At 67.9% G+C, this 26,694-nt stretch carries 20 protein-coding genes and 1 tRNA gene; 13 read left to right on the top strand and 8 right to left on the bottom strand.

What is annotated here, in order from left to right; genetic code table 11:
- Positions 1-136 precede the first annotated feature (136 nt).
- Positions 137-9,436, bottom strand: coding sequence for a fatty acid synthase subunit beta domain-containing protein (locus ACIA76_RS17425; RefSeq protein ID WP_397152820.1), 9,300 nt, complete (start codon positions 9,434-9,436; stop codon positions 137-139).
- A gap of 388 nt (positions 9,437-9,824) precedes the next feature.
- Here ACIA76_RS17425 and ACIA76_RS17430 point away from each other — a divergent pair.
- Together ACIA76_RS17430 and ACIA76_RS17435 are read left to right on the top strand one after the other, a co-directional pair.
- Positions 9,825-9,906 (top strand) — tRNA-Leu (locus tag ACIA76_RS17430).
- Between the two features lie 340 nt (positions 9,907-10,246).
- Entirely contained in the window at positions 10,247-11,581 is a 1,335-nt protein-coding gene (locus tag ACIA76_RS17435; protein ID WP_397152821.1) for a DUF2254 domain-containing protein, read from the top strand.
- 142 nt (positions 11,582-11,723) lie between these two features.
- Here the strand turns inward: ACIA76_RS17435 and ACIA76_RS17440 are convergent, their stop codons facing one another.
- Entirely contained in the window at positions 11,724-12,458 is a 735-nt protein-coding gene (locus tag ACIA76_RS17440) for a glycosyltransferase (protein ID WP_397152822.1), read from the bottom strand.
- On the bottom strand, positions 12,455-13,120 hold the full coding sequence (locus tag ACIA76_RS17445; protein ID WP_397152823.1) for a LicD family protein: 666 nt from the start codon (positions 13,118-13,120) through the stop codon (positions 12,455-12,457). The genes ACIA76_RS17440 and ACIA76_RS17445 overlap by 4 nt, the downstream gene beginning before the upstream one ends.
- 218 nt (positions 13,121-13,338) lie before the next feature.
- Between ACIA76_RS17445 and ACIA76_RS17450 the strand changes: the two genes are divergently transcribed.
- From ACIA76_RS17450 to ACIA76_RS17470, 5 genes are read left to right on the top strand one after another with little or no spacing between them, the layout of a single operon-like run.
- Positions 13,339-14,373 (top strand): NTP transferase domain-containing protein, encoded by a 1,035-nt coding sequence (locus tag ACIA76_RS17450; RefSeq protein ID WP_397152824.1) that lies wholly within the window; start codon positions 13,339-13,341, stop codon positions 14,371-14,373.
- Between the two features lie 33 nt (positions 14,374-14,406).
- Positions 14,407-15,129 carry a pyridoxal phosphate-dependent aminotransferase gene (locus ACIA76_RS17455; protein ID WP_397152825.1) on the top strand — a complete coding sequence of 241 codons (723 nt, stop codon included), beginning with the start codon at positions 14,407-14,409 and terminating at the stop codon, positions 15,127-15,129.
- 37 nt (positions 15,130-15,166) lie between these two features.
- Complete coding sequence (locus ACIA76_RS17460) at positions 15,167-15,913, top strand: lysophospholipid acyltransferase family protein (RefSeq protein ID WP_397152826.1); 747 nt, start codon at positions 15,167-15,169, stop codon at positions 15,911-15,913.
- Positions 15,910-16,653, top strand: coding sequence for a PIG-L deacetylase family protein (locus ACIA76_RS17465; protein WP_397152827.1), 744 nt, complete (start codon positions 15,910-15,912; stop codon positions 16,651-16,653). The genes ACIA76_RS17460 and ACIA76_RS17465 overlap by 4 nt, the downstream gene beginning before the upstream one ends.
- The gene (locus ACIA76_RS17470) at positions 16,643-18,172 is read left to right on the top strand and encodes a CocE/NonD family hydrolase (protein WP_397152828.1); all 1,530 of its coding nucleotides are present in this window, start codon (positions 16,643-16,645) and stop codon (positions 18,170-18,172) included. Before ACIA76_RS17465 ends, ACIA76_RS17470 begins: the two co-directional genes overlap by 11 nt.
- On the opposite strand, the gene ACIA76_RS17475 is transcribed toward ACIA76_RS17470, so the two are convergent.
- The gene (locus tag ACIA76_RS17475; RefSeq protein WP_397152829.1) at positions 18,156-19,025 is read right to left on the bottom strand and encodes a hypothetical protein; all 870 of its coding nucleotides are present in this window, start codon (positions 19,023-19,025) and stop codon (positions 18,156-18,158) included. The genes ACIA76_RS17470 and ACIA76_RS17475 overlap by 17 nt on opposite strands.
- Positions 19,022-20,143 (bottom strand): glycosyltransferase family 4 protein, encoded by a 1,122-nt coding sequence (locus tag ACIA76_RS17480; RefSeq protein WP_397152830.1) that lies wholly within the window; start codon positions 20,141-20,143, stop codon positions 19,022-19,024. Before ACIA76_RS17480 ends, ACIA76_RS17475 begins: the two co-directional genes overlap by 4 nt.
- Before the next feature lie 115 nt (positions 20,144-20,258).
- On the opposite strand from ACIA76_RS17480, the gene ACIA76_RS17485 reads away from it, so the two are divergent.
- Positions 20,259-21,128, top strand: coding sequence for an alpha/beta fold hydrolase (locus ACIA76_RS17485; protein ID WP_397153066.1), 870 nt, complete (start codon positions 20,259-20,261; stop codon positions 21,126-21,128).
- A gap of 94 nt (positions 21,129-21,222) precedes the next feature.
- On the opposite strand, the gene ACIA76_RS17490 is transcribed toward ACIA76_RS17485, so the two are convergent.
- On the bottom strand, positions 21,223-21,708 hold the full coding sequence (locus ACIA76_RS17490; protein ID WP_397152831.1) for a MarR family winged helix-turn-helix transcriptional regulator: 486 nt from the start codon (positions 21,706-21,708) through the stop codon (positions 21,223-21,225).
- 193 nt (positions 21,709-21,901) lie between these two features.
- On the opposite strand from ACIA76_RS17490, the gene ACIA76_RS17495 reads away from it, so the two are divergent.
- Positions 21,902-22,795 (top strand): M24 family metallopeptidase, encoded by an 894-nt coding sequence (locus ACIA76_RS17495; protein ID WP_397152832.1) that lies wholly within the window; start codon positions 21,902-21,904, stop codon positions 22,793-22,795.
- 14 nt (positions 22,796-22,809) lie between these two features.
- Here ACIA76_RS17495 and ACIA76_RS17500 read toward each other — a convergent pair whose 3' ends face one another.
- Entirely contained in the window at positions 22,810-23,397 is a 588-nt protein-coding gene (locus ACIA76_RS17500) for a TetR/AcrR family transcriptional regulator (RefSeq protein WP_397152833.1), read from the bottom strand.
- Between the two features lie 101 nt (positions 23,398-23,498).
- Between ACIA76_RS17500 and ACIA76_RS17505 the strand changes: the two genes are divergently transcribed.
- Positions 23,499-24,728: a lipase family protein gene (locus ACIA76_RS17505; protein WP_397152834.1), complete on the top strand. Its 1,230-nt coding sequence runs from the start codon at positions 23,499-23,501 to the stop codon at positions 24,726-24,728.
- A gap of 29 nt (positions 24,729-24,757) precedes the next feature.
- On the opposite strand, the gene ACIA76_RS17510 is transcribed toward ACIA76_RS17505, so the two are convergent.
- Entirely contained in the window at positions 24,758-25,543 is a 786-nt protein-coding gene (locus tag ACIA76_RS17510; protein ID WP_397152835.1) for a DUF998 domain-containing protein, read from the bottom strand.
- Between the two features lie 144 nt (positions 25,544-25,687).
- On the opposite strand from ACIA76_RS17510, the gene ACIA76_RS17515 reads away from it, so the two are divergent.
- From ACIA76_RS17515 to ACIA76_RS17525, 3 genes are all read left to right on the top strand, one after another.
- Positions 25,688-26,143: a hypothetical protein gene (locus ACIA76_RS17515; RefSeq protein ID WP_397152836.1), complete on the top strand. Its 456-nt coding sequence runs from the start codon at positions 25,688-25,690 to the stop codon at positions 26,141-26,143.
- Between the two features lie 107 nt (positions 26,144-26,250).
- The gene (locus ACIA76_RS17520) at positions 26,251-26,406 is read left to right on the top strand and encodes a DUF6131 family protein (RefSeq protein WP_397152837.1); all 156 of its coding nucleotides are present in this window, start codon (positions 26,251-26,253) and stop codon (positions 26,404-26,406) included.
- A gap of 68 nt (positions 26,407-26,474) precedes the next feature.
- Entirely contained in the window at positions 26,475-26,690 is a 216-nt protein-coding gene (locus tag ACIA76_RS17525; RefSeq protein WP_397152838.1) for a hypothetical protein, read from the top strand.
- The last annotated feature ends 4 nt before the right edge of the window (positions 26,691-26,694 follow it).

Genomic DNA, 26,694 nt, shown 5'->3' on the forward strand with positions numbered 1-26,694 from the left:
TGCCAGCCGAACTCGGCCATGCTAACCCCATCCCCGCCTTCGGCGGGGACCAGATGAGAGCTACTCACGGGGAACATAGGGCAGAAAGCATTCGGCGGTGCCTGCTCGTGAGCAGGCACCGCCGAATGGGGTGGGACTACTGGCAGCCGGTGCCCGGAACCATGTACACGCCGTCCGCCAGACGGGCCTCATGGGCGAGCAGCATATCCGCCTCCAACTGCCGACTCTGCTTGGCCGGGGTGCCGTCGCCGCCGAGGCGGCGGTCGGCCGGGCGCTCGTAGAGCGGCGCCCCGCCGCACATGGCCTCCACGAGCCGCTGGCGGCCGCTCAGGCGGCGCCCTTCGGCCCGGCGCAGGTACTGCTCGCGGCGCTGCGGGTCGATCGCCTCGATGAACGCCTGCGGGTGGACGACCGCGACCAGACCCGAGACATGCCCGAAGCCGAGCGAGGTGACCAGACCGGCCTTGAGCGGGAAACGATCTCCCATCCGCAGCGGCTCACGCAGCCACACCAGATGCGGATAGTCGGCCATCTTCTCGTCCACGCAGTCCAAGCTGCGGTTGGGCGGGATGACGCCCTGTTCGAGCACCTGGCACAGGCCGATCATCTGGAACGCCGCCGCACCGCCCTTCGCATGTCCGGTGAGGGTCTTCTGCGAGACCACGAACAGCGGAGCGCCGTCCGACCGGCCCAGCGCCTCGGCGAGCCGCTCGTGCAGCTCGGACTCGTTGGGATCGTTCGCGGCCGTGGAGGTGTCGTGCTTGGACAGCACGGCGATATCGTCGGCCGTCACGCCGAGCTTGCGCAGCTCGTTGGCCAGCCGCGACTGCGCCCCACCGCGTCCCGCGCTCAGCGCGCCCAAACCCGGTGCGGGAATGGAGGTGTGGACGCCATCGGCGAAGGACTGCGCGTAGGCCACCACACCGAGCACCGGCAGGCCCATCTCGACCGCCACGCTGCCGCGCGCCAGCAGAACCGTTCCGCCGCCCTGCGATTCGACGAATCCACCGCGCCGGCGGTCATTGGCCCGCGAGAAGTAGCGATCGCTGATTCCCTTGGCGCTCATGGCAGCCGAATCCGCGGTCGCCGACATATCGCCGAAGCCGACGATGCCCTCGATGCCCAGATCGTCGTAACCACCGGCCACGACCAGATCGGCCTTGCCCAGCTTGATCTTGTCGACGCCCTCCTCGACCGACACCGCCGCGGTCGCGCACGCCGCGACCGGATGGATCATCGCGCCGTAGCTACCGACATAGGACTGAACCACATGCGCCAGAGCGACATTCGGCAGCGCCTCCTGCAGGATGTCGTTCGCCCGCGGCTCACCCAGCAGATTGTCGATGTAGAGCGAGCGCATCGACGACATGCCGCCCATACCCGTGCCCTGGGTGTTGGCGACCATCGCCGGATGCAGCCAGCTCATCAGCTCGGCCGGGGTGAATCCGGAGGACAGGAACGCGTCCACGGTGCAGACGATGTTCCACAGCGCCACCCGGTCGATCGATCCGGCCATATCCGCCGAGATACCCCACTTGGTGGGATCCCAGCCCGTCGGAATCTGACCGCCGACCGTACGCGACAGCTTCGCCCGCCGCGGCACCCGAATCTCGGTGCCCGCCTTGCGAATCACCTGCCAGTCGCCGGAATCGGCCACCGGCACGATGACGGTCGAGTCCGGGTTCGCCGCATGGAACGCTCGCGCCTCCGCCTCGCTGTTGACCACGAAGCTCAGGTCCTTGTCCAGGAACACCGAGGTGAGCAGCGGCGCGCTGTTATCGGTCATGGCGCCGTCGTCGCCGTAGCGGCGGACGCCGCAGCGCTCGACGATGGCATCGTGATACCGCTCGGCCAGCTCGGATTCGTCGACGTAGTCACCGGTTTCGGCGTCGTACCAGCCCGGCTTGGGATCGTTCTCCCAGGTGACCATGCCGGTCGTCCAGGCCAGTTCGAGCACGCCCGCGGCGGACAGCCGATCCTCGACCTCGACCTCGAACCGGGTCCGCGCCGAACCATAGGGACCGAGCTCACCCGCGCCGACGATCACGACCATATCGTCGAGATCGGCGGTGACGGAACCCCATTCGGGCACCGGCAGCGCGGAGGTCCGCGTCGGGGGCGCGGGCAGCGCCGCGAGGGTCCGGACCTCGGATTCGGTGGCCTCGGCGTCGTCGTCACCGGAACGATCGACATCCTTCATCAGGGCGGGCAGATCCAGCTTGGCCCGCGCCAGACCGCCGGTGAGGTCGATCTGCTGCGGTCCCTGCGCGGTCACGACGCGAGCCCGCGAGGTGCACCACTTGAGCAGTTCGTCGGCCATCTCCTGGGTCGACCAGGTCTGCACGCCCGCCTTCTGCACCGCGGCCACCAGCGGATCGTTATGGCCCATCAGCCCGGTACCGCGCACCCAGCCGATCAGCGCGTGCACCAGCGTGACCCGCCGCGCCCACGACTTCTCCGCCCGCCAGCGCGTGACCACGGCATCCAGCGCGGCCTTGGCCTCGCCGTAGGCGCCGTCGCCGCCGAACAGGCCGCGGTTGGGCGAACCCGGCAGCACCACATGCAGTTTCGAATCCACATCGTGGTCCGCGCCGAGCACCGACAGCCCGCCGATCAACCGCTCGACCGACCACAGCAGCACCCGCATCTCCATCTCCGCGCGGGCACCCGCATCGGAGAGGTCACCGGCCACCCGCGGCGCGGCGAACGGCAGCAGCAGCGTCGGGGTCATGGCGGGCTTGACGAGAACCTTCGCGCCACCGGCGTTATCGGTCTGCTCGTTGCCCACCCAGTCGATCAGTGCGTCGATATCCTGATAGGAGGCCATATTCGCGGGCACCACCCACAGCGCGGCGCCGTGGCGCGCATGCTCGCGGTAGAGCCGCTTGTAGAAGCCCAGCCGCGTATCGTCCAGTCGCGAGGTGGTCACGACGACGGTCGCGCCGCCGCCGAGCAGTCGGCCCGCGACCGCCGCGGCGATGGAACCCTTACTGGCGCCGGTGATCACGGCCGTATCCGAGGACCAGATGCCGACCTGCTCGGTGTCGCGCGCCGCCTCGGCGATGCGCCCGTACAGCCCGGCCAGCACCGAACGGGCCTGCGTCATGGACCGCTTCCGCCACCAGTCCGCCTGTGTCGCAACGGCTTCCCCGGCACCGGCGAATCCGTTCACCGGCAGCTCGGCCACGTGAGCGTCATCGGACAGCCACAGCCGCGCGAGATCCTCCCGCGCACTGGCCCAGCGATCGTCGATCAGCACCGCCTGGCGACCCTCGAAGACCGGGGCGACCAAACGCGGCCAGTCCGAACCCAATTCGGCCGACACCAGATCGACGAGCGAGGTATCGCTCGCCTCCGGCGCCGACACCTGCTCGCTCAGGCCCAGCTGCTCGAGCATCACCCGGGCCGTGGTCGCCAGCACGCCGTCGCGGCCGGTGATCTGCTCGGTGAACTCGCCCAGTGCCGCCGCGTCGACGGTCGCGCCGCCGCCACCGCCGGCCGCGGGCAGTGCCACGCTGATCCCGCGCCGGGCCGCCAGTGACTGCACGGCCGCATCGATGGCCGCGTCCACCGCGGCGCCGTCGCCGAGCGCGCCGGATACCAGCCCGCCCAGGTCGCCGCCGCGCACGCTGACGCCCTCGCGGGTGCCCAGCGACACCTCGGCGGTGACGTGATGCGCCCAGCCGTCGCCGAGCTGCCAGACCTTCTTGATCCGGTCGGCGACCGCGGCCGGACGCTTACCGGACGGGCCGAACACCTTGCGCAGGTGGTCGCCGATGGCGTCGGACAGCACCGAGCCGAACGGCTTGTAGGTACGCGCCAGCCGATCCACGGTCGCCGACAGCGCACCCATATCCGCATCGGCCGCACCGTCGATCGCGCCCAGCGACAGCTCCGAACCCAGATCGACCAGCAGCTGGTTGCGCCGCGAGGACACACCGTCGCACAGCCCCTCGATGGTGTCCACCGGGCCGATCTGATCCATCCGCAGCTTGGTCCACAGCGCGATCAGCACGCGGGTGGCGTCGGCGGCACTGAAGGGGATGTCGTCCGGGCGGGGACCACCGGTGGGTGCGGGGGCGGGCACAGCGCCGGTCACCGCCGCCGCGACCGCGGCTGGGGCCGCTTCGGCCACAGTCTCTTCCGGCTCATCCACCGGAGCCGGATCGGTATCGGTCGAGTACACGACCGCGGCCTCGCGCTCGATGTTGAGCACCTCGACCTTGGTGGTGCCGAACTGCGGCAGCTTGAGGGTGTTGGCGGCCAGGTTCGCCACGGTCGGCGTTGCGGCCAAACCGATTTCGACGAAGCGCTCCACCTCGAGCCCGCCGTTCGCGGCATCGGCGAACAGCAGATCCTGGGTCTCGATCCAGCGCACCGGGCTGGCGAACTGCCAGGCCAGCAGCTCGATCAGCACGACCCGGCACAGATCGTTCGGCCGCGCCGCCCAGCCGTCCCAATCGGCCAGCACCCGCGCCAGTGGCTCCGACGGCACGTAATCGGCGATCTCGGCGACGAATTCGCGCTCCAGCGAGAACGGCCGCGGCACCAGGTTCGGAATGTAGCGTCCGGCAAGGACTTCCGGATGCAGATCCGCGGGCAACAGCTCGTCGAGCTTGGTGCGGAACTCCGGAACACCCTCGCGCAGCACGGTGGAGTGGAACGGCACATCGATGCCGGGCACGATGATGAACGCCCGCTTGCCGCCGAATTCCGCACGGCGACGCTCGATTTCGGCCTCCAGCTCCTCGAGCCCCTTGACCGTGCCCGCGATCGCGTACTGCGCGCCGCGCAGGTTCAGGTTCACGACCTCGAGGAAGGCGTCCGCCCGCTCGGCGATCTCGGCCACGAAGCCGACGACCTCGGCATCGGGCAGGCCGATCTGCGACGGGCGGATGGCGGCCATCCGATAGTCGCTGCGGCCCTGGGCATCCCGGGGCACCAGCTCGTGCATGGCCGAGCCGCGCTGGAACACCACCTCGAGCACCGCCTCGAGCGGCAGCACCCCGGCGACGGCGGCCAGCGCGTTGTATTCGCCGACCGAATGTCCGGCCAGCATCGCGCCCTCCACGAAGGCGCCGGCCTCGCGCAGCTCCGCGACCTGGGCCACGCCGAGGGTCGCCATGGCGACCTGGGTGAACTGGGTCAGATGCAGAACCCCTTGCGGGTGGCGGTATTCCACGCCACGCGCCTTGAGGTAGGTCGGGTTGTCGCGCACCACGGCGAGGATCGAGAAGCCCAGCGCCTCGCGGGTGTGCTTATCGGCGCGGTCCCAGATCTCCTTGGCGGCCTTGGAGCGCGAGCGCGCGTCCAGGCCCATGCCCTTGGTCTGAATGCCCTGTCCGGGGAAGGCGTAGACGGTCCGCGGGGCCGCGGTCCGGCCGGTCGCGGTCATCACCAGATCGCCGCCGGTGCGGCAGGACACCTCGACGATCTCGCTGCCACGGTCCACCGCGATCCGCTCGACCCGCACATCGATCTCCGCGCCGGGGCGCACCATGCCCAGGAAGCGGGTCGTCCACGCGGTCAAAGTCCGTGCCGGAAGCGGCGATCCGGGATCGATGGCCGATACGGCGTGCGCAGCGGCGGCCGACAGCCACATACCGTGCACGATCGGGCTGCCCAGCCCCGCCAGTTTGGCGGCGGAATCGCTGGTGTGGATCGGGTTGTGGTCGCCGGAGACCTCCGCGAACGCGGCCATCGCGCGCGGCGCGGTCAGGGTCAGATCGCGACGCCGCCTGCGGGGCGTATCGATCGCCTCGTCGGATACCGAACCCGCGGCGCGCGGCGGATCGGTCAGCTCACCCGCGCCGGTGCGGCCGCGAATCGCGAAGCGCTCCACCAGCTTCGCCGCGGTCGGCGTCTCGATCCCGTGATCGCGCATGACACCGACGGCGACGCGCACCTCGACCACCCGGCCCAGATCGGTGTCGACCACCGCGCCGGATTCCGCGCGCACGGACAGCACCGCGTGCGTGTCGGGCAGTTCGTGCACCAGCTCGACCTGGTGATCCAGGTGCACCAGATCCAGCATGCCCTCGATCACGCCGAGTCCGTCGGCGGTGCGGGTCGCGCCCAGCACCGCGAAGACGGCGGGCCAGCAGGCCCCGACGAGCACATCGGGCACCGTCCGGCCGATGGTGCTCAACGTCGTCGGCAGACCCGATCCGGTCACTCCGGCATGGTCGGCGTTCAGCTCCGGGGTCCAGGCCAGATTGACATGGGCGATATGAGTTCCGTTGGCGGAGCGGACCTCCGGCAGTTTGCGTCCGGCGGCCACGGCCAGCAGCGCCGACATGGCGGCCTCGGCGTCGCCCTCGGTGATCACCGGCGCGCCGCCGTTGTACACCGAGGTGGGCACGGTGATCCGGATGCGCACGACCTCGCGGCCGAGCAGCGGCACGGTCAGTTCCACATAGGCGTGATCCTCGGGACCCTCGGTCGCGACCAGCGTCGCCCCGGTGCGCGGATGGACCGCGCCCTTGTCGTCGATGGTCCACTCGTGCAGATCGCCCAGGCGGTGAATGGGATTGACGGTGGTGCGCCCGGCCCACTGCACATCGGGGGCGGCGAGCACGATATCGATCGCGCCCTCGGTCACCCCGACGCGACGGCGGCCGTCGACGGCCTTGGGCGCCGCACCGCCGCGGATCAGCGAATAGGCGGCGTCCTGCTCGAAGCGGTCGAGCAGTTCGCCGACGGGCTCGTCGGCTCGAGTGATGCCCGCGACCGAGACGGTGCCCGGGATGACGCAGACCTGATCGGCCGAATAGCGCGGATCATGGGCCTGCCACAGCGAATCCGAGCGCCACCAGCGACGCACGTCGGCATCGACGACCGGCACGAAGTTCACCGGCTTGCCCGGGGTCTTGCACAGCGAGACGAAGAACGGCACATCCGCCGGATGCAGCACCGTCTGCGCCGCGGCCGGATAGACCTCGCGCATACGGCAGATCGCACGCACCGGCTCCTCGAACGCGGCATCGTCGGCGAACAGCGAGACGATCTCGCCGCGGTCGGTCGGATGCAGCCGGGATTCGGTGCGGCGCATCATCTCCGCGAACCGATCGCGCCAGGTGATGTCCAGCCACACCGAGCGGGTGACATCGGCGATCGCGTCGCCGAAGTCGGTGCCGCAGTCGAAGTCCTTGCGGAGGTCCAGGCCCACGGCCAGCTCGACGTAGCGCTGCAGCCAGTCCAGATAGGTCATGGTGGTCAGATCGCCGAAATACGGCTTGGCCGTGCGATCGAGCGCCTCGATGATCTCCGCGCGGCGCGCCGCGACCGCCTCGGCATCGCCCGCGACCTCGTCGAGCAGTCGGCCGGTACGCGAGGCGGAGTTGTCGATCTCGTGGATATCCGCGCCCAATTGGCTACGGCCCGAGGCCATTCCGCCCGTCGCGGTGCCCGCGCCGACCCAGTTCGGGGTGCCGGGCGTCTGCACCAGCAGCTGCTTCACCTCGGGCGCGGTGGTGGCCTCCAGCGTCGCCATCGCGGCCGTGCCGACCAGCACGCCGTCCAGCGGCATCACCGGATGGCCGTGCGCCGCCGACCATTCGCCGGTGAGGTATTCGGTCGCGCGCTCGGGGGTGCCGATGCCGCCGCCGACGCAGATGATCACATTGCCGCGGTTACGCAGCTCGGCATAGGTCTCGAGCAGCAGATCGTCGAGGTCCTCCCAGGAGTGGTGGCCACCGGCGCGGCCGCCCTCGATATGCATGATCACCGGATAGTCCGGCACGGCGTCGGCGATGCGCAGCACGGCCCGGATCTGGGCGACCGTGCCGGGTTTGAACGCCACATGGGTGATGCCGGCCTCGGTCAGCTCCTCGATCAGCGCCACGGCCTCGTCGAGTTCGGGAATGCCCGCGGTGACGACGACGCCGTCGAACGGGGCGCCCGCCGAACGCGCGCGCTGCACCAGCCGCCTACCGCCCAGCTGCAGCTTCCACAGGTACGGATCCAGGAACAGCGAGTTGAACTGCACGGCGCGGCCGGGATGCAGCAGCGTCTTCAGCTCGGCCACGCGGTCGGCGAAGATCTGCTCGGTCACCTGACCGCCACCGGCCAGCTCGGCCCAGTGGCCCGCATTGGCCGCGGCCGCAACGATTTTCGCGTCCACGGTGGTCGGAGTCATACCCGCCAGCAGGATCGGCGACCGGCCGGTGAGGCGGGTGAACGAGGTCTCGACCACGATGCGGCCGTTGGGCAGGCGCACCGGCTTCGGTGCGAAACTCGACCAGGCCGGGGCCACCTCCGGGGCCGCGCCCGGGGTGAACAGGCTGCGCTGGCCGGACCGGGTGGAGGCCGCCACGATGCCGACGCCGGTGCCCTTCAACGAGCCGACGGTCAGGCGGGTGAGCAGATCACCGGGGCCCAGGTCCAGCATCCAGTGGGTGTCCCGGCCCACGACGTCGTCCACGGCCGCCACCCAGTCCACGGGCTCGACCAGGATCCGCCGGGTGAGCTCCACGGCGAGCTCGCCGTCGATACCGCACTGATCCGCCCATGCCGCAACGAGATCCACGGTCTCGGCCAGCGCGGGATGATGGAACGCGACCTCGACCTCGACGTCCTCGAATACGGGCGCGAACACCGCGCCGCCGCGCTTCTTCGCCTCGCGCTCGCGGGTCTGTTCGGTATGCAGCTCCGCACAGCGCAGGCGCACCCGTTCCAGCTGCGCGACGGTGCCCGAGAGCACCGCGCGGCGACGGCCGTTACGGATCGAAACCACCGCGGCCACAGCCGGATCCACGCCCTGGGATACCTCGGCCACCACCGCGCGCAACTGCTCGGGATCGACATTCGACACCGCCACCATCGGCGAGCGCTCACCGACGGGGATCAGGCCGCGGCGACGGGCGACGAGAGTGGCCGCGGCGCCGATCAATTGGGCCAGCGCCAGCAGTTCGGCGTCGCGCTCACCGCCGGCGCGCGCGGCCTCGGCGGCCAACAGCCCCTGGGAGTGGCCGACAATCGCGACGGGGGCGTGCGCGGCGGGATCGAGGCCCTGCAGCCGCAGCGCGCGCAGCGCGGCGATCTGGGCGAGGAACACACCGGGCATGGAGATCGCGGCCGAGCGCAGCACCTGCTCGGACGGCGCGGCCGACACCTCACCCGGCTCGGTCAGCTCGTCCTCGAGCATCCACGCGATCGGATCGAAACCCACGGGGCGCACCATGAGCAGCTTCGCCGCGACCGGGTCCAGCCGGGCGGCCGCCTCGTTCACCAACGCCGTCAGCTCCGGCTCCAGCGCGCTGTCGCGGCCGATCTCCTCGAGCTCGCCCAGCCAGCTCGCCCCCTGTCCGCCGAAGGCCAGGGCGTACGTCTCACCACCCAGCAGGCGATCCAGCAGCGACGACTTCACAGCCCTATCCGTAGCTCCCCCAGCCACCTTCGCGCTCGATCCGGTCTCGGTGCTCTCGTTGATCGTCAAGACGTATCGACTTCCTTCTCCTGGCGGCTCGCCCCTCGTGGGGGCCGCTCCTCCGTGCGCAGGTGTCCCTCGCCCCTGAGGACCTGATGAAGGCCGAGGATCGCACAAAATCATGAGGATTTCCTCATGTTCGGTCGGCCAGGCAAGGGTTACCTTCGAGTATTTCGGTACGCCAGTACAAGAATATCCCAGAACATGACCCTCCCTCACGTTTCGAACCCGCTGGTCCCACCCCGTTACCCACGCGTAGGAAAGCTGAGGGTCCCTCACATTGGCCGTTACTCAATTGTTATAATCCCAGGTGGTGTTACTCACCAGTACAAAACACCCGTCCAGTGCTTCGCGAACCCGGTCAAGCCCGGTAGAGTTTGGACGGTCGTACCATCACGCGCGAGTGGCGAAATTGGCAGACGCGCTGGATTTAGGTTCCAGTGTCCTCGGACGTGGGGGTTCAAGTCCCCCCTCGCGCACAAAAACCTGACAGATCTGTCAGGATCCGCGTCGGCGTGCTCGCGGGCATTTGAACACGCGGTGCCAGCTGCAGCCATGCGACGTCTCCTCGGTCGTAGGCTGGCGCGTTTGCCGATTTCCGGCGACTCGGTGGCCCTCGGCCCGCGGGCGCGACATCGAACGTGCGCTCCGCCTACTCGCGGTGCAGGGCTTGGTCTGCTCGAACGGCGACAACAACATCGGGGCTCCCACCCGGCAGCGCCGAGCAATCGGAGCAGCTGCGCGGTGTAGATTTCACCGTGGAGAGCCGGGAAGTCTGGTCGGCGCGTTTCAGCCAAGACGAGACCACCGAGAGGCATTGTGGCCGGGCCCTATCTCGAATTCGATCGCCGCCGTGAGATGTTGCGGACCAATCTCTGGTTCGTCCCCACCCTCGAGGTGGTGGCGGCCGTGGGGTTGTTCGTGATCACCTATGGCCTCGATCGTGCGGTTTACCGTGGCGCTCTGACGATTCCTTCGTGGATCATCGGCGGCACACCCGATGCGGCCAGGCAGGTCCTGACCGCGATCGCGGCGGCGATCATCACCGTTGTCGGCGTGGTCTTCTCGATCACGATCGTGGCGCTGACGCTCGCGTCGACCCAGTTCGGTCCGCGCATGCTGCGCAACTTCATTCGCGACCGGGGCACTCAGATCACGCTCGGCACCTTCGTCGCGACCTTCGTGTACGCGATCGCCGGGCTGGTGTCGGTCGGCGCGGATTTCGTGCCCCACATCTCGACGACAGTCGCTATCGCCTCACTCGTCGTCGACCTCGCCGTGCTGATCTACTTCATCAACCACATCGCGACGGTGATCCAGCTGCCGAACGTCATCGCGGAGATCGCCGCGGAGGTCTCGACCGCGATCCAGGCCAATCAGGACATCGCGGTGCCGCTGTCGCGGCGTGGCCTTTCCGCGGAGGAGTTGCTGGCCCGATTGACCGAGGGCGGCGGGCAGGTCCGGACCGCCGGAAGCGGGTATCTGCAGTACATCCGCTACGAGAAGTTGGTCCGGATGGCCACCGCCGCGGATGCGGTCATCTATCTGCCCTACCGGCCCGGCCATTTCCTCACCGAGGGACAGGTCGTGGCACTCGTATGGCCCGCCGAGGCCGCCGACCGGGTCACGGAGAGCTTCGCGCGCGGACACGTCGCCGGACCCACGCGCACGCTGACCCAGGACATATCCTTCGGCATCGACCAGATCGTCGAAATCGCCCTGCGCGCACTGTCCCCCGGCATCAACGACACGTTCACCGCATTGACTTGCATCGACTGGTTGGGTGACTGCCTGTCGAGAATCGCGGCCACCTGGGATCCCACTCCGGTGCGCCGGGACAGCGACGGCTCGATCCGGGTCATCGCCACGCAGGTGAGTTATGAACGCCTGGTCCAACGAGCTTTCGAGAAGATCCGCCAATCCGGGCGCGGCATGCCGGCCGTCATGATCCGCCAACTCGACGCACTGACCGAAATCGCCGATCGCACCACCGATCCGCACCGGCGTCGCGTCCTGCTCGACCAGGCCGCGATGATCGAACGCTCCGCCCTGGAGTCGGTCCCCGAAGAGTCCGACCGCGACGACGTCCTGCGCCGCTATCGAACCCTGATCGCCAAGCTCGTGCCCGACACGCTGGCAGGGATCATCGAATAGGCCGATGATCACCACCAATCCTTGAAGGTCGCCAGGGCCACTTTCTCGTTGTGGCCGTTGCGGTTGACCGTGTGGTGCAGCGCGGCGACGAAGGCGGCGGTGGATTCTATGGGCACCCCCCGTACCGGGACGACCAGCCGGGTCACGCCGCGGTGGGCGAGATGCGCCGAGATCCAGACGTCGTCGTGCCAGCGGACTTCGGCGGGCCAACCACTGAAATCGTGTACCCCTCGTCCAGCGATCCGGGTGGAATGAGGTAGCCCCACATGCCCATCAGTACGTCCACGGCCCGTGGCTGCCGCAGCGCCGTCCCGCAGACGTGCGGGAAGTTGTCCGGGTTACTGCCGTTCTGCGCGTAATACCCGCGCAGTCCCACCGTCGAAGTGGGTGCGCTCCGGTGGGCCGCCAGGAGGTCTTCCAGAAAGGTATCCGGATAGATGTGGTCGTCGTCGACGACAACCACGACCGCATCCGGTTCGGCGCGCAGCGCGGGCAGCAGCTTCGTCGCCGGGCCTTCGTCCGCGCACCGGATGACCTCCACCCCGGCGGGGATATGCGGCAGTCGCGGATACGGTTTCAGGGTTCGCAGCGAATGCTCGGGCCAAGCCAGCACGATCCGATCCGGCGGGCAGATCTGATCGACCAGGCTGCGCAGCGTCGGGACCAGATGCGAGCGACGATGCGGCACGCTGGACAGCGTGACGACGACGCGTTCGGCACGTGCGGGCGCCGGCCGGGGCTCCGGATCCCGGATCATCAGCCGCGCGGCGCGCGCGAAGTCATGTGCCGCTCCGGCGAGCGTGGCTTCGGCGATGCGTTGCCGGAGATGATTCGCATTGGTGAAGCCGAGTCTGGCGAGATGGAGGGGGGAGATCATGCCGCACCACCTTTCTCCGTCTCGTTCCACTCGCCGCGGACCCGATCGCTGGGCAATGCCGGAGGGAATTCGGCCAGTTCGACCGGTCCCGCCCCGCGCATCGCAGGTACCCAGTAGGGGTCGAACACCGCATGCGACCGCCACTTCGGACCGTAGCCGGACGTCAGATAGCGCGTCGCGATCGCGGGCGGCGGAGCCGTCAATGTCAAAGGACCGAAACGATATTCGTGGACGGTCCCGAAATCCGCGCCCTCGAAGAACTCGCCCGGATACCTCTGCCGCAACGGCTCCGCGGCATAGTTCCAGCGGTCGGGCGCTTGGTGTCGCATCGGGAAGATATCGACATGAGGGAACCGTCTGCGGTACCACGGCCACTGTTTCGGCCCGGACAACGGGAACACCCGTAGCGGCTCCCACCACTTACCCTGCGCCAGGCCATATCCGGCCCGCCCGAGGAGATCGCCCGATCCATCGAGCAGGCGAGTCAAATCATCGTCCCGAATTCCGATGTCCCCGTCCACATCCCAGGGGATCAGCCCACCATGACGCACAGCCCCGAGTAATGTGCCCGCCACGGCGAAATACGGAATATCCAACCGGCGCATCATGATATCGACAATGCGCAGGGTGGAGTAGAGGCGATCGACTGTCTCCTGTGCCACGGTGGGAAATGGCTGTCCGGATGGCTGGATCATCCGCGATGCCCTGGCAAAAGCGACGGAACCGGTGACTTTCACTGTGCCCCCTGCAGATTCAGACATTACGGTAGTGCAACGGCGTCGATGCTATCTGAAATGCTAAGGTGTGCAACATTATACGATTGTCGCAGCGTGGCCGGTGCGGGATCCGGCGAGACGACCGGACGAGAGGTTTTCCAGCTATGGCCCCACGCACAGCAATCATCCTGGCTGCCGGATACGGTCGTCGACTCGGGTCCGGCGGACCGAAATGCCTGGTCCCGGTGGATGGCGAACCGATCCTGCACCGTGCGATCCGCAATCTCGCGGCGGTGGGCGTGCGGGATGTGTTCGTAGTGGTCGGGCACGGGGCCGAGGAGATCATTGCCCGGACCGGCGACCGTCTCGCCGAAATCTCTGTGCACTATGTGCATTCCGATGCCGCGGAGTTCACCAATAACGCGTACTCGCTGTGGCTGGCCCGCGCCCACCTCGATGGTGACGTCTTCGTCCTCGACGGCGATATCGCGTTCGATCCGGAGATCCCGGCGCTGCTCGCGGCACAGGCGGCACCGGCTGTCACCGCAGTGGCGCCCTGGGGCGCCGGGATGAACGGCACCGGCGTCGTCCTGGACGACGGGCTCGTCGTGGAAATCGTCCTCGCAGGCGAACAGCCCGGTGCGGCGGCGCCCCCGTTCGAGACGGTCAACATCCACCTGCCGCGCGCGGACTACCTGGCCACGGAATTCCTGCCCCGGCTCGAGGCACTGATCGCGCGTGGCGAGTGGAATGCCTTCTACGACACGGTGCTCGCGGAAACCGTCAATCAGGCGCGAGTCCCCATGCGGGCGGTCGACTGCCGGGATATCCGTTGGCAGGAGATCGACGACCGCACCGATCTCGCGGCCGCCGACTGGCTGTTCATGACACCCGCCGACCGGCTGAACCGGCTGAACCGGCAGCACGGTGGGTACTGGCGGCACGAGGTGACCGATCACAGTCTGCTCTACAACGCCCACTTTCCCTCTGAGGGGTTGTGGGAGCGCCTGACCGCGAATCTCCGGCCCGCGCTGGCCAATTACCCGGTCGGACAGGAAACTCTGTGCGAACTACTCGCCGCGGCGATCGGGCAGCCGGCCGCGCGGCTGGCCGTCGCCAACGGCGCATCGGAGCTGATCAAGATCCTGGCGCAACTGCTCGACGATACGGTGTTGCCGGTTCCTGGTTTTCACGAGTAACAGGCGGCATTCGGTTCCGCCCGTGCGCATCTCGTGGAATTGCCGGGCCCGGCCTTCGCCTTCGACACCGACCGCGTCTATCGCGCCGTTGCCGACACCGGTGCCCGCAGCGTGATCATCACCTCGCCGAACAATCCGACGGGCAGGGCGGTTCCGTCGCACGATGTGCTGCGCTTGGACAAACTCTTGGTTCCGCACGCGGCGACCGTCGTCGTCGACGAATCCTTCGTCGATTTCTCCGACGACGAGGCGAGCCTCGAGCCATTCCTCGACGATTACCACAATCTCGTCATCGTCAAGAGTATGAGCAAGGCCTATGGTGTGGCGGGCTTGCGCCTGGGGTATCTGGCCACGGCCGACGCCGAACTCCTGAGACGCGTTCGCACGGCCCTCCCGATCTGGAACATCAATGGTGTGGCGGAGGAATTCCTGCGTCACCTACCGCATTTCGGCGACGACTTCCGGCGCAGTCTCGATCGGGTCCGTCAGGCTCGGCATCGCCTCATCGCCGACCTCGCCCGGCATCCCGGCCTGCGCGTCCTGGAATCCGACGCCAATTTCGTGCTCGTCCACGTGGCACCGCCGTGGACGGCGACCCGGCTGGTGGCAGAACTGTTCTCCCGCTACAACATCCTGATCAAGGACTGCAGCGGTAAACCGATGGCCGACAGCGCCCAGTACGTGCGCATCGCCGTCCGAACCGAGCCCGAGAATCAGCGTCTCGTCGCGGCCGTGTTCGAGATATGCGGTGCGTGATCCGGGATCAGGGAGCCGTCGGCTAAGTTGTCACAGTATGGGTGAGATTGGCTATCCCGCAGTATGTTTCGCTGCCAAGGCTGTTTGTCGTGCCCTGGGTCTGCGGGTTCGGATCGAAGGCGATACTAATATCCCCGCGGCGGGTGGTGCGGTGCTGGCCGCCGATCACGTGTCCTACCTCGACCCGTTCGCCGTCCTCCTCGGCGCGGACGCGGCGGGGCGGAGGGTCCGGTTCCTGGCATTGCAGACGCTGTTCGAACATCGGATATACGGACCGGTGGTGCGCGAATTGCGGCAGATCCCCATCCGGTCCGGCGGTGGTGGAGCCGCCTTCCGCGCGGCCGTCGATGCCCTGCGGGCAGGGGAGATCGTGGGGGTGTTCCCCGAAGCCACTATCGCGCAGTCGTTTACCGTGCAACAGCTCCGCACGGGCGCGGCCAGGTTGGCGAGCGCGGCGGGAGTGCCGCTGATACCGATGGCGGTCTGGGGCACACAGCGGCTGTGGACGAAGGATCGACGCAACATCGTTCAGCCGATGCTGCCGATCACCGTCCTGATCGGCGAGCCGCTGCGCGCGACGTCGGAGGATGCGCCGGAGCAGCTCACCGAGCGGTTGCGCGCCCGCATGCAGGAGCTGCTCGACCGAGCGCAGCGCGAGTATCCGGACGCCGGGGCCGGGCAGTGGTGGCAGCCGGTGCATCTGGGTGGCACCGCACCCACTGCCGAGGAAGCCGTGGCACGCGACGCCGCGGAGAACGCCGCGCGGGCGGGAGCCGATTCGTGAGTTCGACCCGGGTGTTCTTGCACGCCCATCCTGACGATGAGGCGCTGTTGACCGCGGGCACCATGGCGCGGATGGCCGCGCAGGGGCAGCGGGTGGTGCTGGTGGTGGCCACCGACGGCGAAGCGGGGCTGGCGGATTCGAGTGCCGATCTAGGGCTGCGGAGGCGGGCGGAGACCTTGGCGTCGGCGCGGGCGCTGGGGTGCGCGCGAGTGGAGTTCCTCGGTTACGGCGACTCCGGAATCGACGGCGGCGCACCGGATTCCTTCTGCGCGACGCCGGTCGACCAGGCCGCGGAACGGATCGCCGCACTCCTGGTCGAAGAACGCGCGGATCTGGTGACCTCCTACGATCCGGCCGGGGGTTACGGGCATCCCGACCATATCCAGCTGCATCACGTCGGCGCACTCGCCGCACGCATGGCACGCACCCCGGTGCTACTGGAAGCCACGGTGGACCGCGACCTGTTGCTGCGCGCGATACGGGCCGCACAGCGTCTGCGACTGGCACCGACGGACGTGCGCGCCGAGCGATTCCTCGATAGTTATGTGCCGGGCAGCGCGATAACGCATCGGGTGAATGTGCGGCGCTACGCGGCACAGAAGCGAGCGAGCATGGCGGCGCATGCCAGTCAGGCATCCGGTGGTGCGGGCGTGCGGACACTGGCCGCGCTGCTGCGGTTGCCGGCGCCAGTTTTCCGGCTGGTTCTCGGTACGGAATGGTATGTGCGGCATGATCTTTGATATTCGCGTCCAACGAGATCTGCGAATCCCGATGGCCGACGGCACCGATCTGCTCGCCGACCGCTATGTTCCTGCCGCGGGGTGCGCCGCCGCGACCATACTGGTGCGGTCGCCGATGGGGCGTCGTCCGCTCGGCATTCTCTACGGTGTGTACTTCGCCCGGCACGGCTTTCAGGTGGTGGTGCAGGACGGCAGAGCGGATGACGACGCGCTCCCCTTGAGTACCGAACGCGAGGACGGGCTCGCCACGGTCGCCTGGCTGCGCGGGCAGCCCTGGTTCGACGGAACGCTCGCATTGCACGGGATGAGCGCAATGGGGTTCGCGCACTGGACGATTGCGACCGAGGTCCCCGAATTGAGAGCGATGTCGGTGCATGTGGGGGCCTCGTCGATCGCCGACGCGATCTTCACCGGCGGGTCGACGGCGCTGGAGTCACTGCTCATCTGGTGCTCGAACCACAGCTTCACCACAGCACTCATGGCGCCCCGGCGGGCACGGCGAGCCATCGCCTCCGGCGCGCCGACGGCCGAACTCGACAGGCTGACCGGCGGCGCGACGGTGCCGTTCTACCAGGCCGCGATCGCCGGGGACGGAACGGGCAATCCGGTGCGGAGGGCGTTGGACCACAGCCATGCGCCGCGGGAGACCGTGGCGCCCGTACATCTGGTGGGCGGGTGGTACGACATCTTCCTGCCGAGCTTGATTCGCGACTATCTCGCCCTGCGGGCCGCGGGGGTGGCGGCGCATCTGACCATCGGGCCGTGGGGGCATTACCATCCGCACCAGTTCCTCACCGCGAATCGCGAAGCGCTGCAGTGGTTCCGCGCACACCTGCGCGACGATCGCGCCGCCCTGCGCGCGCTGCCCGTACGAGTATTCGTGACCGGGGCGCGGCAATGGCGTGAATACTCCGACTGGCCGCCACCGGGAATCCGTTCGGCCGCATGGTATCTGCACTCGGCCGGACGATTGTCGCCGCACCCGCCCGACACCTCGGGCTGCGACCGCTATCGCTACGACCCCGCCGATCCCACCCCCGCGCCCCGGGGCCCGGTGATCGTCGGCCGTTCCCGGCCGGAGGACAGCCGCTGGGTCGAAAGCCGCCCGGATCTGCTCACCTACACCAGCGAACCACTCACCGGCGCTACGGAAGTCATCGGGACGGTCACCGTGCACCTGCATTTCCGGTCCGGCCGATCGACGGCGGACGGCCCTGCCGCACCGGGCTCGACGACGGATTTCGTTGTCCGACTGTGCGATGTCGGTCCCGACGGCCGGTCGTTCAACATCTGCGAGGGCGTCCGTCGCGTCGATATCGACGATACCGGCGCCGTCGATGTCGAGCTGTGGCCGATCGCCCACCGATTCGCACCCGGGCACCGGTTACGCGTGCACGTCTGCAGCGCCGCAGTACCGCGCTATGTACGCCACCCCGAGGCCGTCGAGCAGAGGATCCTTCGCGGTCCCCGCACCCCGTCCGCCGTGACGCTGCCGATCCTCGTCACCACCACTGCGTGAACGTCTCGAACGCGACCGCCTCGTTGTGACCGGAGCGATTCACGGTGTGGTGCAATGCCGCAACGAACGCACCGGTGGATTCGATCGGCATGCCACGGACGGGTACCACCAGCCGGGGCACCCCGCGCCGCGCCAGATGCGCGGAGATCCACACGTCGTCCTGCCAGCGCACCTCGGCGGGCCAGCCGGAGAAGTCGTGCACCGCATGGTCCAGCGAACCGGGCGGGATCAGGTACCCCCACATCCCCATCAGCACGTCGACCGGGACGTGGTCGAGCACGGCCGTCCCGCACACGTGTCCGAGATAGCGTGGGTCGCAACCGAATCGAACGTGTTGTCCGCGCAGGCCGAGTGCCGCCGTGGGAACCTGCCGATGGGCGGTGAGCAGGTCTTCGAGGAAGGTATCGGGGTAGATCGCGTCGTCGTCGACGACCACCAGCACCGCATCCGGCTCGGTCCGCAGCGCGGGTAACAGCTTGGTCGCCGGACCTTCGTCCTCGCAGCGCAGGATCTCCACCCCGGCGGGCAGCCGGGGCGGCGCCGGATACGCCGAACCCGAGCGGCGGGAATGGTGTGGCCAGGCCAGCAGGAGCCGATCGGGCGGCACGGTCTGGTCGAGCAGGCTGCGCAACACCGGACGAAGGTGACCGCGGCGCTGGGGCACGGTCGACAGCGTCACGACGACGCGCTCGGCGCGGGCGGGGACCGTGCGCGGCGCCGGATCCCGCCGCAGCAGCCGCGCCGCCCGGGCCAGGTCGTGCGTCACGCTGGCGAGGGTGGCATTGCCGAACCGCTTCTGGAGGTGATCCACGTTGCTCCAGGCGATTCGGGCCAGATGCACGGGCGAGATCATGCGGTCTCCTTTGTCGTGTGGGACTTCCCGGACGGGGTCGGGCGGCGCGCGTCGGGCGGCGCTGCCCGGCGTACCGCGTCGTCGTAGCAGTCGTGCAGTCGATTCAGCACGGCCGGCCAGCAGTAGGCGGTCGGCGTCACGGTGCGGTTGTGTGTGGTGATGCGGTGGCGCAGGTGGCCGTGACGGCCCAACGACACCAAGGCGGTGACCAGGTCCTGCGTGGTGTTCCCCAGGAGACCTTCGCGGCCGTGTTCGACGAAATCCGTGACCCCCGTGCCGGATCGGGCGATCACCGGCAGACCTGCGGTCCGGGCCTCCAGGGTGGCCAATCCGAACGCCTCGCGCCTGGTCACGTTGAGGTAGACATCCGCGGTGGCCAGGATTTCGCCGATAGTGTGCTGATCCTGCGCACCGGCCAATCGCACCCAGGTCATATCGTGACGCCGAAGGTACCGGTACATCGCCTCCCGCCACGGCCCCGTGCCGACAACGGTGGCGCGCAGGGCAACCTCTCCGGCGAGCCGAAGGTGTGCCAGCCGAAGGACTTTCAGCAGCGTCAGCGGTTGCCGACGGGCCGCGAGCCGCCCCACGGAGACCACATGCAGATCATCGGCCTGTCGAGATACGCTGTGCCACAACGTCGGCGAGACCGCATTGGGCACCACGACGGTGGATGCCTTCGGCAGCGCGCGGTCCACCTGGGCTGCCACCGCCGTGCTGACCGCGGTGAGCACCGCCCGTTGTTGCCAGTCGCCGCGCCCCCCGAACATTCGATAACCGGTCCGGACCGGCGCGTCCCACATGCTGTGCACCGTGACCACGGTCGGAATATGCAATCGGTGCGCCTCGCGTACGGAACTCAACGCGAACGGCGAGTAGACGCTCAGATGCACGTGCGCCACCCGCGGCCGCAGCCGAAGCAACAGCGCGCGAAGGCTTTCCCCGCGTGTGAGGCGGTGCACTCGGTACGGCAGTCCCCCGTCGCCGTCGGCTCCACCGGTCGCGGTGACCACGTGCACCTGCTCACCCGATGCCGTCTGCGTGCAGGCCAGAGAGTCGATCTGGACCTCGATTCCGCCGATGCGCGGTGCGAAGACATCGGTAATGTGCACGATCACAGCTCACCCCTCAATCGGTACCGGCGCATACCCCATGCGCTATGGACCCACGAATGCTACTGAGGTAATACAACATTCGCGACAGATGGCGAGAATGAGGTGCTGGGTGAACGAGATGCGGGTGCTCTGCGACGACGGCGTCGGACTACATGTGGAATTCGATGGTGACCCGGACGCACCGGTGGCCATCGTCTTCGTCAACGGGATCAATACCGGACTCGTCTACTGGAGTCGGCAGCGGAATACCCTGGGCGACTTGGGAACCACCGTCCTGTTCGACCACCGCGGCCATGGCCGTTCCGATGAACCCGAGTCGGGGCACGCCACCGTCGCGCGGCTCGCCCGCGATATCGCGACGGTGCTCGAATCCGCGGTGCCCGGCAGGCCCGTCGTTGTCGTCGCACATTCGATGGGCGGTATGGCCGTCTCGGCGCTCGCCGAATGCCGGCCGGACCTGTTCGGCACCCGCATCATCGGTGTCGCCCTCCTGGATACGGTGCCCGGCCGATGGGCCGACATCGCGCTGCGCCTCCCGAGTGTCGTGACCCGCCGCGTCGTCGGACTGCTGTGGCGAGTGGTACCTCCACTGCGGCGACTGCTCACCGACACCAGTACGCGGCGGCACCCGGTACCCGGTGCGCGACACCCGCGAACCTCGAACGAACGATTGTCCCGGCTCGCAGGCGTTCGGCGAGCCCGACGGCTGATCACCTCCGCGCGAACCCTCACACTGCTGGCATTGATCGCCGACGCCGCCGTATGCGATCACAGCCCGGGCCTGGCCGCACTCGGGGCGGTACCCGTGCTGGTGGTCGCCGGCGACGACGACCGATTCATCCCCCTACGGCACAAAACCCGTGCGGCAGACCGGATTCCCGGTGCACGACTGGTGATCGTGCCGGGCGCCGGGCACCTCAGCTCCATCAAGAAACCCGATAAGGTCGACCGCCACCTACGCGCCTTCATCACCGGTCTGAGTCCGTAACTGTTTCCTTCCGATCAACACGATCAGTCGTCGGGTCGGGTCGGCCAGTCCGGCGCCCAACGCCGCGGGCAGTGGTTCCAGTTATCCGCTCAGGTCAGATGTCGTCGATCAATTCGGTGAGTCGCTCGAGGAGTTCGGTCATGGCGGCACGTTGATCGGGCCGGAAATCGCGGTAGGTCTTCAGCTGGCGTTCGCGTAGCCGGGCGCTGTACTGGGTGAGCAGGGTGGCGCCGGAGTCGGTGAGGGCGATCTCCACTCGGCGTTCATTGCCCTTCGCGCGGGTGCGGGTGACGATGCCATCGCGTTCGAGCTGCTTGAGCATTCGGGTGGCCGTGGGGACGGCGACGCCCGCGTGCTCGGCGATCTCGCTGACGCCCAGGGTGCCGTGGTCGATGAGCGCCTCGAGCAGCTGAACCTGTGACAGCGACAGGGAAAGTCGGGTTTGCCCGGCGAGTCGCCCGCGGGAGCGGCGTACCGCGCCGAGCATCTCCTGTACGGCCCGGGTGAACGCGAGGAACTCCGGGTCGTCGGCCTGCGGCAATCGGCCGCCGGCGGGAAGGTCTTGCGGTGATGAGGGCATGATCTTACGCTATCACCTAGCTAATGCTTAGCTTGCTAAATATGCCACTCGGAACTACGGCGAGTCCCCTGCCACCGACTTCATGAGGTGAACAGCCGACAATCTCTGGACATACGTCCGAATATCCATAATACTCTGGACAAACGTCCAATCTATCCGGGCGTGCCACCTCGATGCCCTGGAGGACCGACCCATGCCACGACTCACCGATCCGCTACCCAGGGACACCGATTTCCTGACCAGCTGGTTATCCGGCCGCCGGACGGCGTCGGCGAATCTGTTGACGGCCGGGGAAGTCGAGGGGTTTCGTCGGGCTCAGCGGCTGAGCTTCACCTGCGCCCAGGCCGCGGCCAAGGAGATGCGGCCCGGCTGGACCGAGGCCCGGACCGGCCAGTGGATGATCGAGTGGCTCTACGACCACGGTGTGAAGACGATGCTGCACAAGCCGATCGCGGTGTTCCGCGAGCGGTCGATCGCGTCCGACGGCGAGTGGGGCCCGGTCACTCAGGGAACGGGCGCGACACTGCGGGAGACCGATGTCGTCATTCTGGACTGCGCCCCGGTCGTCGACGGCTACACCGGCGACATCGCTTACACCGCTACGGTCGGGCATGACCCGGCGGTCGAACAGGCGCAGGACTTCCTGGCCAGGCTCCGCGCGGAGATTCCCCAGCACTTCGCCGACCCGGAACTGGCGCGCGGCGTATTCGAGTGGGTCGACGATGAGATCCGTGCCGCCGGCTACGGTAATGCGGCTGCGGGCTACCCGGAAAACGTACTGGGACACAGGGTTTACCACCATGGCCGACTCAACGATCGGCTCCCCTGGTTCCTGCCTGAGCGTGCAGTCGGCTACGTGCTGAGCTGGCACGGCCTCGGGTTCCTCGGCACCCAGATCCGGCGCATGGTCTTCCCGGAGGTGCTGGGCCCCAAGCATCGCGGGCCGAAAACCGGCATCTGGGCCATCGAGCCGCACGTCCGCGCCGACGGATTCGGCGCGAAGTTCGAGGAACTGCTGGTCGTCGAGGAGAACCGGGCCTACTGGCTCGACGACATCAGCCAGCAGCGGATCGTCATCGACGGATAGCGAATCGGGCGGCCCTAGCGGACGTACGCGTGCACGAGGGTACGCATGGCCGTCGCCAGCTGCGCGCGATCATCCGCGCCGCGCGGCCAGGCGAACCGCTGCAGAGCAAAGCCGTCGATCAGTGCGATCAGGGCACGGCCTGCCGGATACGGATCGGTCGCACCGACCGCGTGCAGCAGTTCCTCCGCCGAGCGTTCGAAACCGCTCATCATCCGATGGGCCAGATCTCGCAGCGCCGGCTGATGCCGGCAGTGCACGTAGATCTCGAATTCGGCGGCCAGGAAGGTCTGCGGCACGTTGAACAACAGGTCCACGTAGCGGTCGACCATCTCGTCGACAGTCGAGCCCACGATCTCCCCCCGGGCGGCGTCTATCCGGGCGATCAGCCCCTCGGCCGCCAGTTCCATTGCGGCAGCGACCAATTCGTCGATCGATGCGAAGAAATAACTCGTCGTCGAGAGCGGCACCCGCGCGCGTGCGGCAATAGCGCGGTGCGTCGCGCCCGCTACCCCGTTCTCGGCAATGACCTCGACGGCCGCGTCCAGAAGGGCGGCGCGACGGGCCTGTCCGGCGGCGCGATGAGTCGGTGGGCGAATCGGCACAGTACTTATCGTAACAATCTCTGGACAATGGTCCGAACTATCGGCATACTCTGGACAAATGTCCGAGACTTGGTCCGGCCGTCCAATCGAAGGACCATCGAATGAATCTCAGTAGCTTCCGACTCGAACGACGCCTGTTCACCGTCGCGACCGTCGCGGCAGTCACCCTCGCCGGACCAGCGACTATCGCAGCGGCGGAACCGACTCCGGTCGCCGATGCGGACTCCTTCTATACCGCGCCCACGAATCTCGCCGAACTCCCCAACGGGGCTTTCCTGCGATCACGGGAGATCAACCCCACCGGGCTGTTCCTCACGATGCCGGTCAAGGCATGGCAAGTGCAGTACAAAACCCTCGACTCCAACGACGTGCCGACCACCGGCGTCGCGACCATCCTGGTCCCGCCGACGCCCTGGACCGGGCAGGGCACGCGTCCGCTGGTGAGCCACCAGGTCGCCGAGGACAGCCTCGGCCCCCATTGCGCCACCTCACGCAATGTCGTGGCCGATCCTCTCGCGGGTGTGACCACCGCCCAGCCCGAATCGGCGCTGGACATTGCCGCACTGCAACAGAACTGGGCCGTCGTACTCTCGGACTACGAGGGACCGCAGGAGCGCTTCCTGGACCAAAAGCTCTGGGCGCACAGCGTGCTCGACGGAATCCGCACCGCGCGGGCTTTCGCGCCCGCCGAGCTGACCCGATCACCGGTCGCGCTGATCGGTTATTCGGGAGGGTCGATGGCCAGCATATGGGCGGCAGACGAGCAACCGGCTTATGCACCCGAGCTCCCGCTGGCCGGCATGTCGGTCGGAGGCATCCCCGCCGATATCGGCGCGGCCTTCCGTGCGGTCAACGGCACCTACTCCGCAGGGCTCGGCATGCTGGGGCTGGAGTCGATGGACCGGCTCCACCCCGAGGCCGATATCCCGGCGCTACTCAATGATCGAGGCAAGCAGGCATTCACCGAGGATGCCAACCTCTGCGACGACGACTTCCTCGCGAAGTATCCGTTCCACGACCTCGACGACTACACGGTCGCGCCGAACATCACCGACGATCCCCGGCTCACGGCGATCGCGGATACGCTGCGCCTGGACCGGCAGACTCCCCCGCTGCCCACCTTCGCGTGGCATTCGACCGCGGACGACGTCCTGCCGTACGCGAGCACCGCGGCGCTGGTCCGAACCTGGTGCGCCGCCGGCGCCCAAATCACATTCCTCACCACCAACACCCCGACCCACATCCCAGCCGCCTTCCCGGGCATCGCCCCCTCGATCGACTATCTGAGCCAACGATTCGCCGGAACACCCGCTCCGGCGGGGTGCACATAATTCCCGATTCCGCGGATTCCCGGGACGGGTCACGGCCGGGGCCGACCGCGCTGTCCCGGGTCGCTTCGCCAGATCAGTCGCTTCACCCGGTCCCGCGGTATTGCGTTGCGGAGGGGTTTGAGCACGATGACGGCGCCGGTGACGGCCATCCAGGTCGGTAGCGGGTAGAAGACGAGCCGTTCGGTGATTCCCACTTGCAGGCCGATCGTGAGCAGGACTGTGCCGGTCAGTCCGGTGGAGGCGCAGAAGGCCGACCATATCGCGGCGAGGCGGCGTTGTTTCCACAGCCAGATCGCGAGCAGGATCAGCACGATGTGCCGGGATACGAGGGCGGGCATGACGGCCAGGCCGTGGATGATGATGCCGTCATTGGACGGGAACACACCGGTGGCGGCGGTGCTCGCGCCGACGACGACCGCGAGCGCGACGATCGACCATTGGCGGTGTCCGTGGGGAAGATAGTCGCGGAATCCGATGGCGCCGATGATCGTGAGCAGGCCGAGGGCGACGAAGGCCGCGTTCATGAGCAGATGCAGTGGTGAGCACATCTTCGGCGTACATGCGGTGATGCCGAGATCGCTGATGGTGTCGTAGCGGAAGCTGTAACCCGTCTTCCAGGCGAAGGCGGTGACGAACTCGGCGGCCAGATACGCGAATGCCAGCGCCCATGCGATTCCGGCGATGAGGTGCCGGAGTCGTCGTGGCCTCCCCCGAGCGATCTCACCGATTCCTGGTCGGCCCGGGTTCACCGGTGCCGGATCCGACGGTACCGATCCCGGCGCGGAGTGGTCGTCGGGGTGATCGATGATGCTCACGCGGGCGCCGTTCGTAGGTGTTACCGATGGGTCGACCCGTCCTGGCCATGCGTGGTCAGGCGGCTGATGGCGCGCGCTCGTTCCGTCGGCGCGGTCGTTGTTCCAAGTGTAGACCTACAGTGTTGACATGAGGTGTTTATCGGCGTGTACTGGAAGGACCAACAGATCCGAGGGATCGCCATGATCGTCATCATCGGACTCGTCATCCTGCTCGCCGCCGTATTCATCGGTGTCGCGGGAGTATTCGCCAACGGCGGCGCGAATCACGCACTGACCGATCACTTCTCGACATTGGGCTATCACGTCACCGGATCGACCGGTGTGCTGTTCCTCTACGGCATCGTCGTCGGCGGCATCGGAATCGCCGGACTGGGCCTGCTCCTGTCCGGTGCGCGCCGTACCGCCCGCCGCGGACACGCCGCCCGCCGGGAGCTGAAAACCACCCGCCAGGACACCCCTGTCAATTACGGCCGCACCGGCACCACCGATGTCGCCATCGACGCACCCGGCATCGCGGCCGGGCCGGAAACCGGCAGCCAGGCCGCACCCCGTGCACGCAGCCTGGGCAAGCTGTTCGGTCACGCCTCGGCCGATCGGTGATCGGCCGAGGTATCCGCGTGGCGGCCACCGCGGCTCACCGCGCTCGCGTCGGCGCTCGCCGATTGCCACATGACAATTCACGCTCATCCGAAATCAGGTAACCCGTCATGATCATCGTCGGAGTTGTTCTACTCCTCGCCGGATTCATCCTCGGCTTCCCGCTACTGGTCACCGCCGGAATCATTCTGCTGATCATCGGCCTGGCACTGATGATCGCGGGCCGCACCGGCCACGCCGTCGGCGGCCGACGCCACTACTACTGACCGGCCCAGCCGCACGACATCGACTGCGCCACAACCCCGCAGCCTCACCCCCACCTTATGGAGCCGTCATGCTCATCATCCTGATCGCAGGCATCGTCATCGGCGTCGCCGTACTGATCCTTCAGTCGCCAGGTGGCCGGCGATCCACTCTCGGCGGCGGGGTCCGGCGGCTGCTGACCCGATCGCGTCCTGAAGAGAACGTGATCAGCCGTGATCTCAACGAAAACTCCGGCGGCTCACGGCATATCCCCACCCAACCGATCTGGCGAGACCACCTCGAGTAACCCC

Source organism: Nocardia sp. NPDC051570 (genome assembly GCF_044454005.1).
GTDB lineage: Bacteria > Actinomycetota > Actinomycetes > Mycobacteriales > Mycobacteriaceae > Nocardia.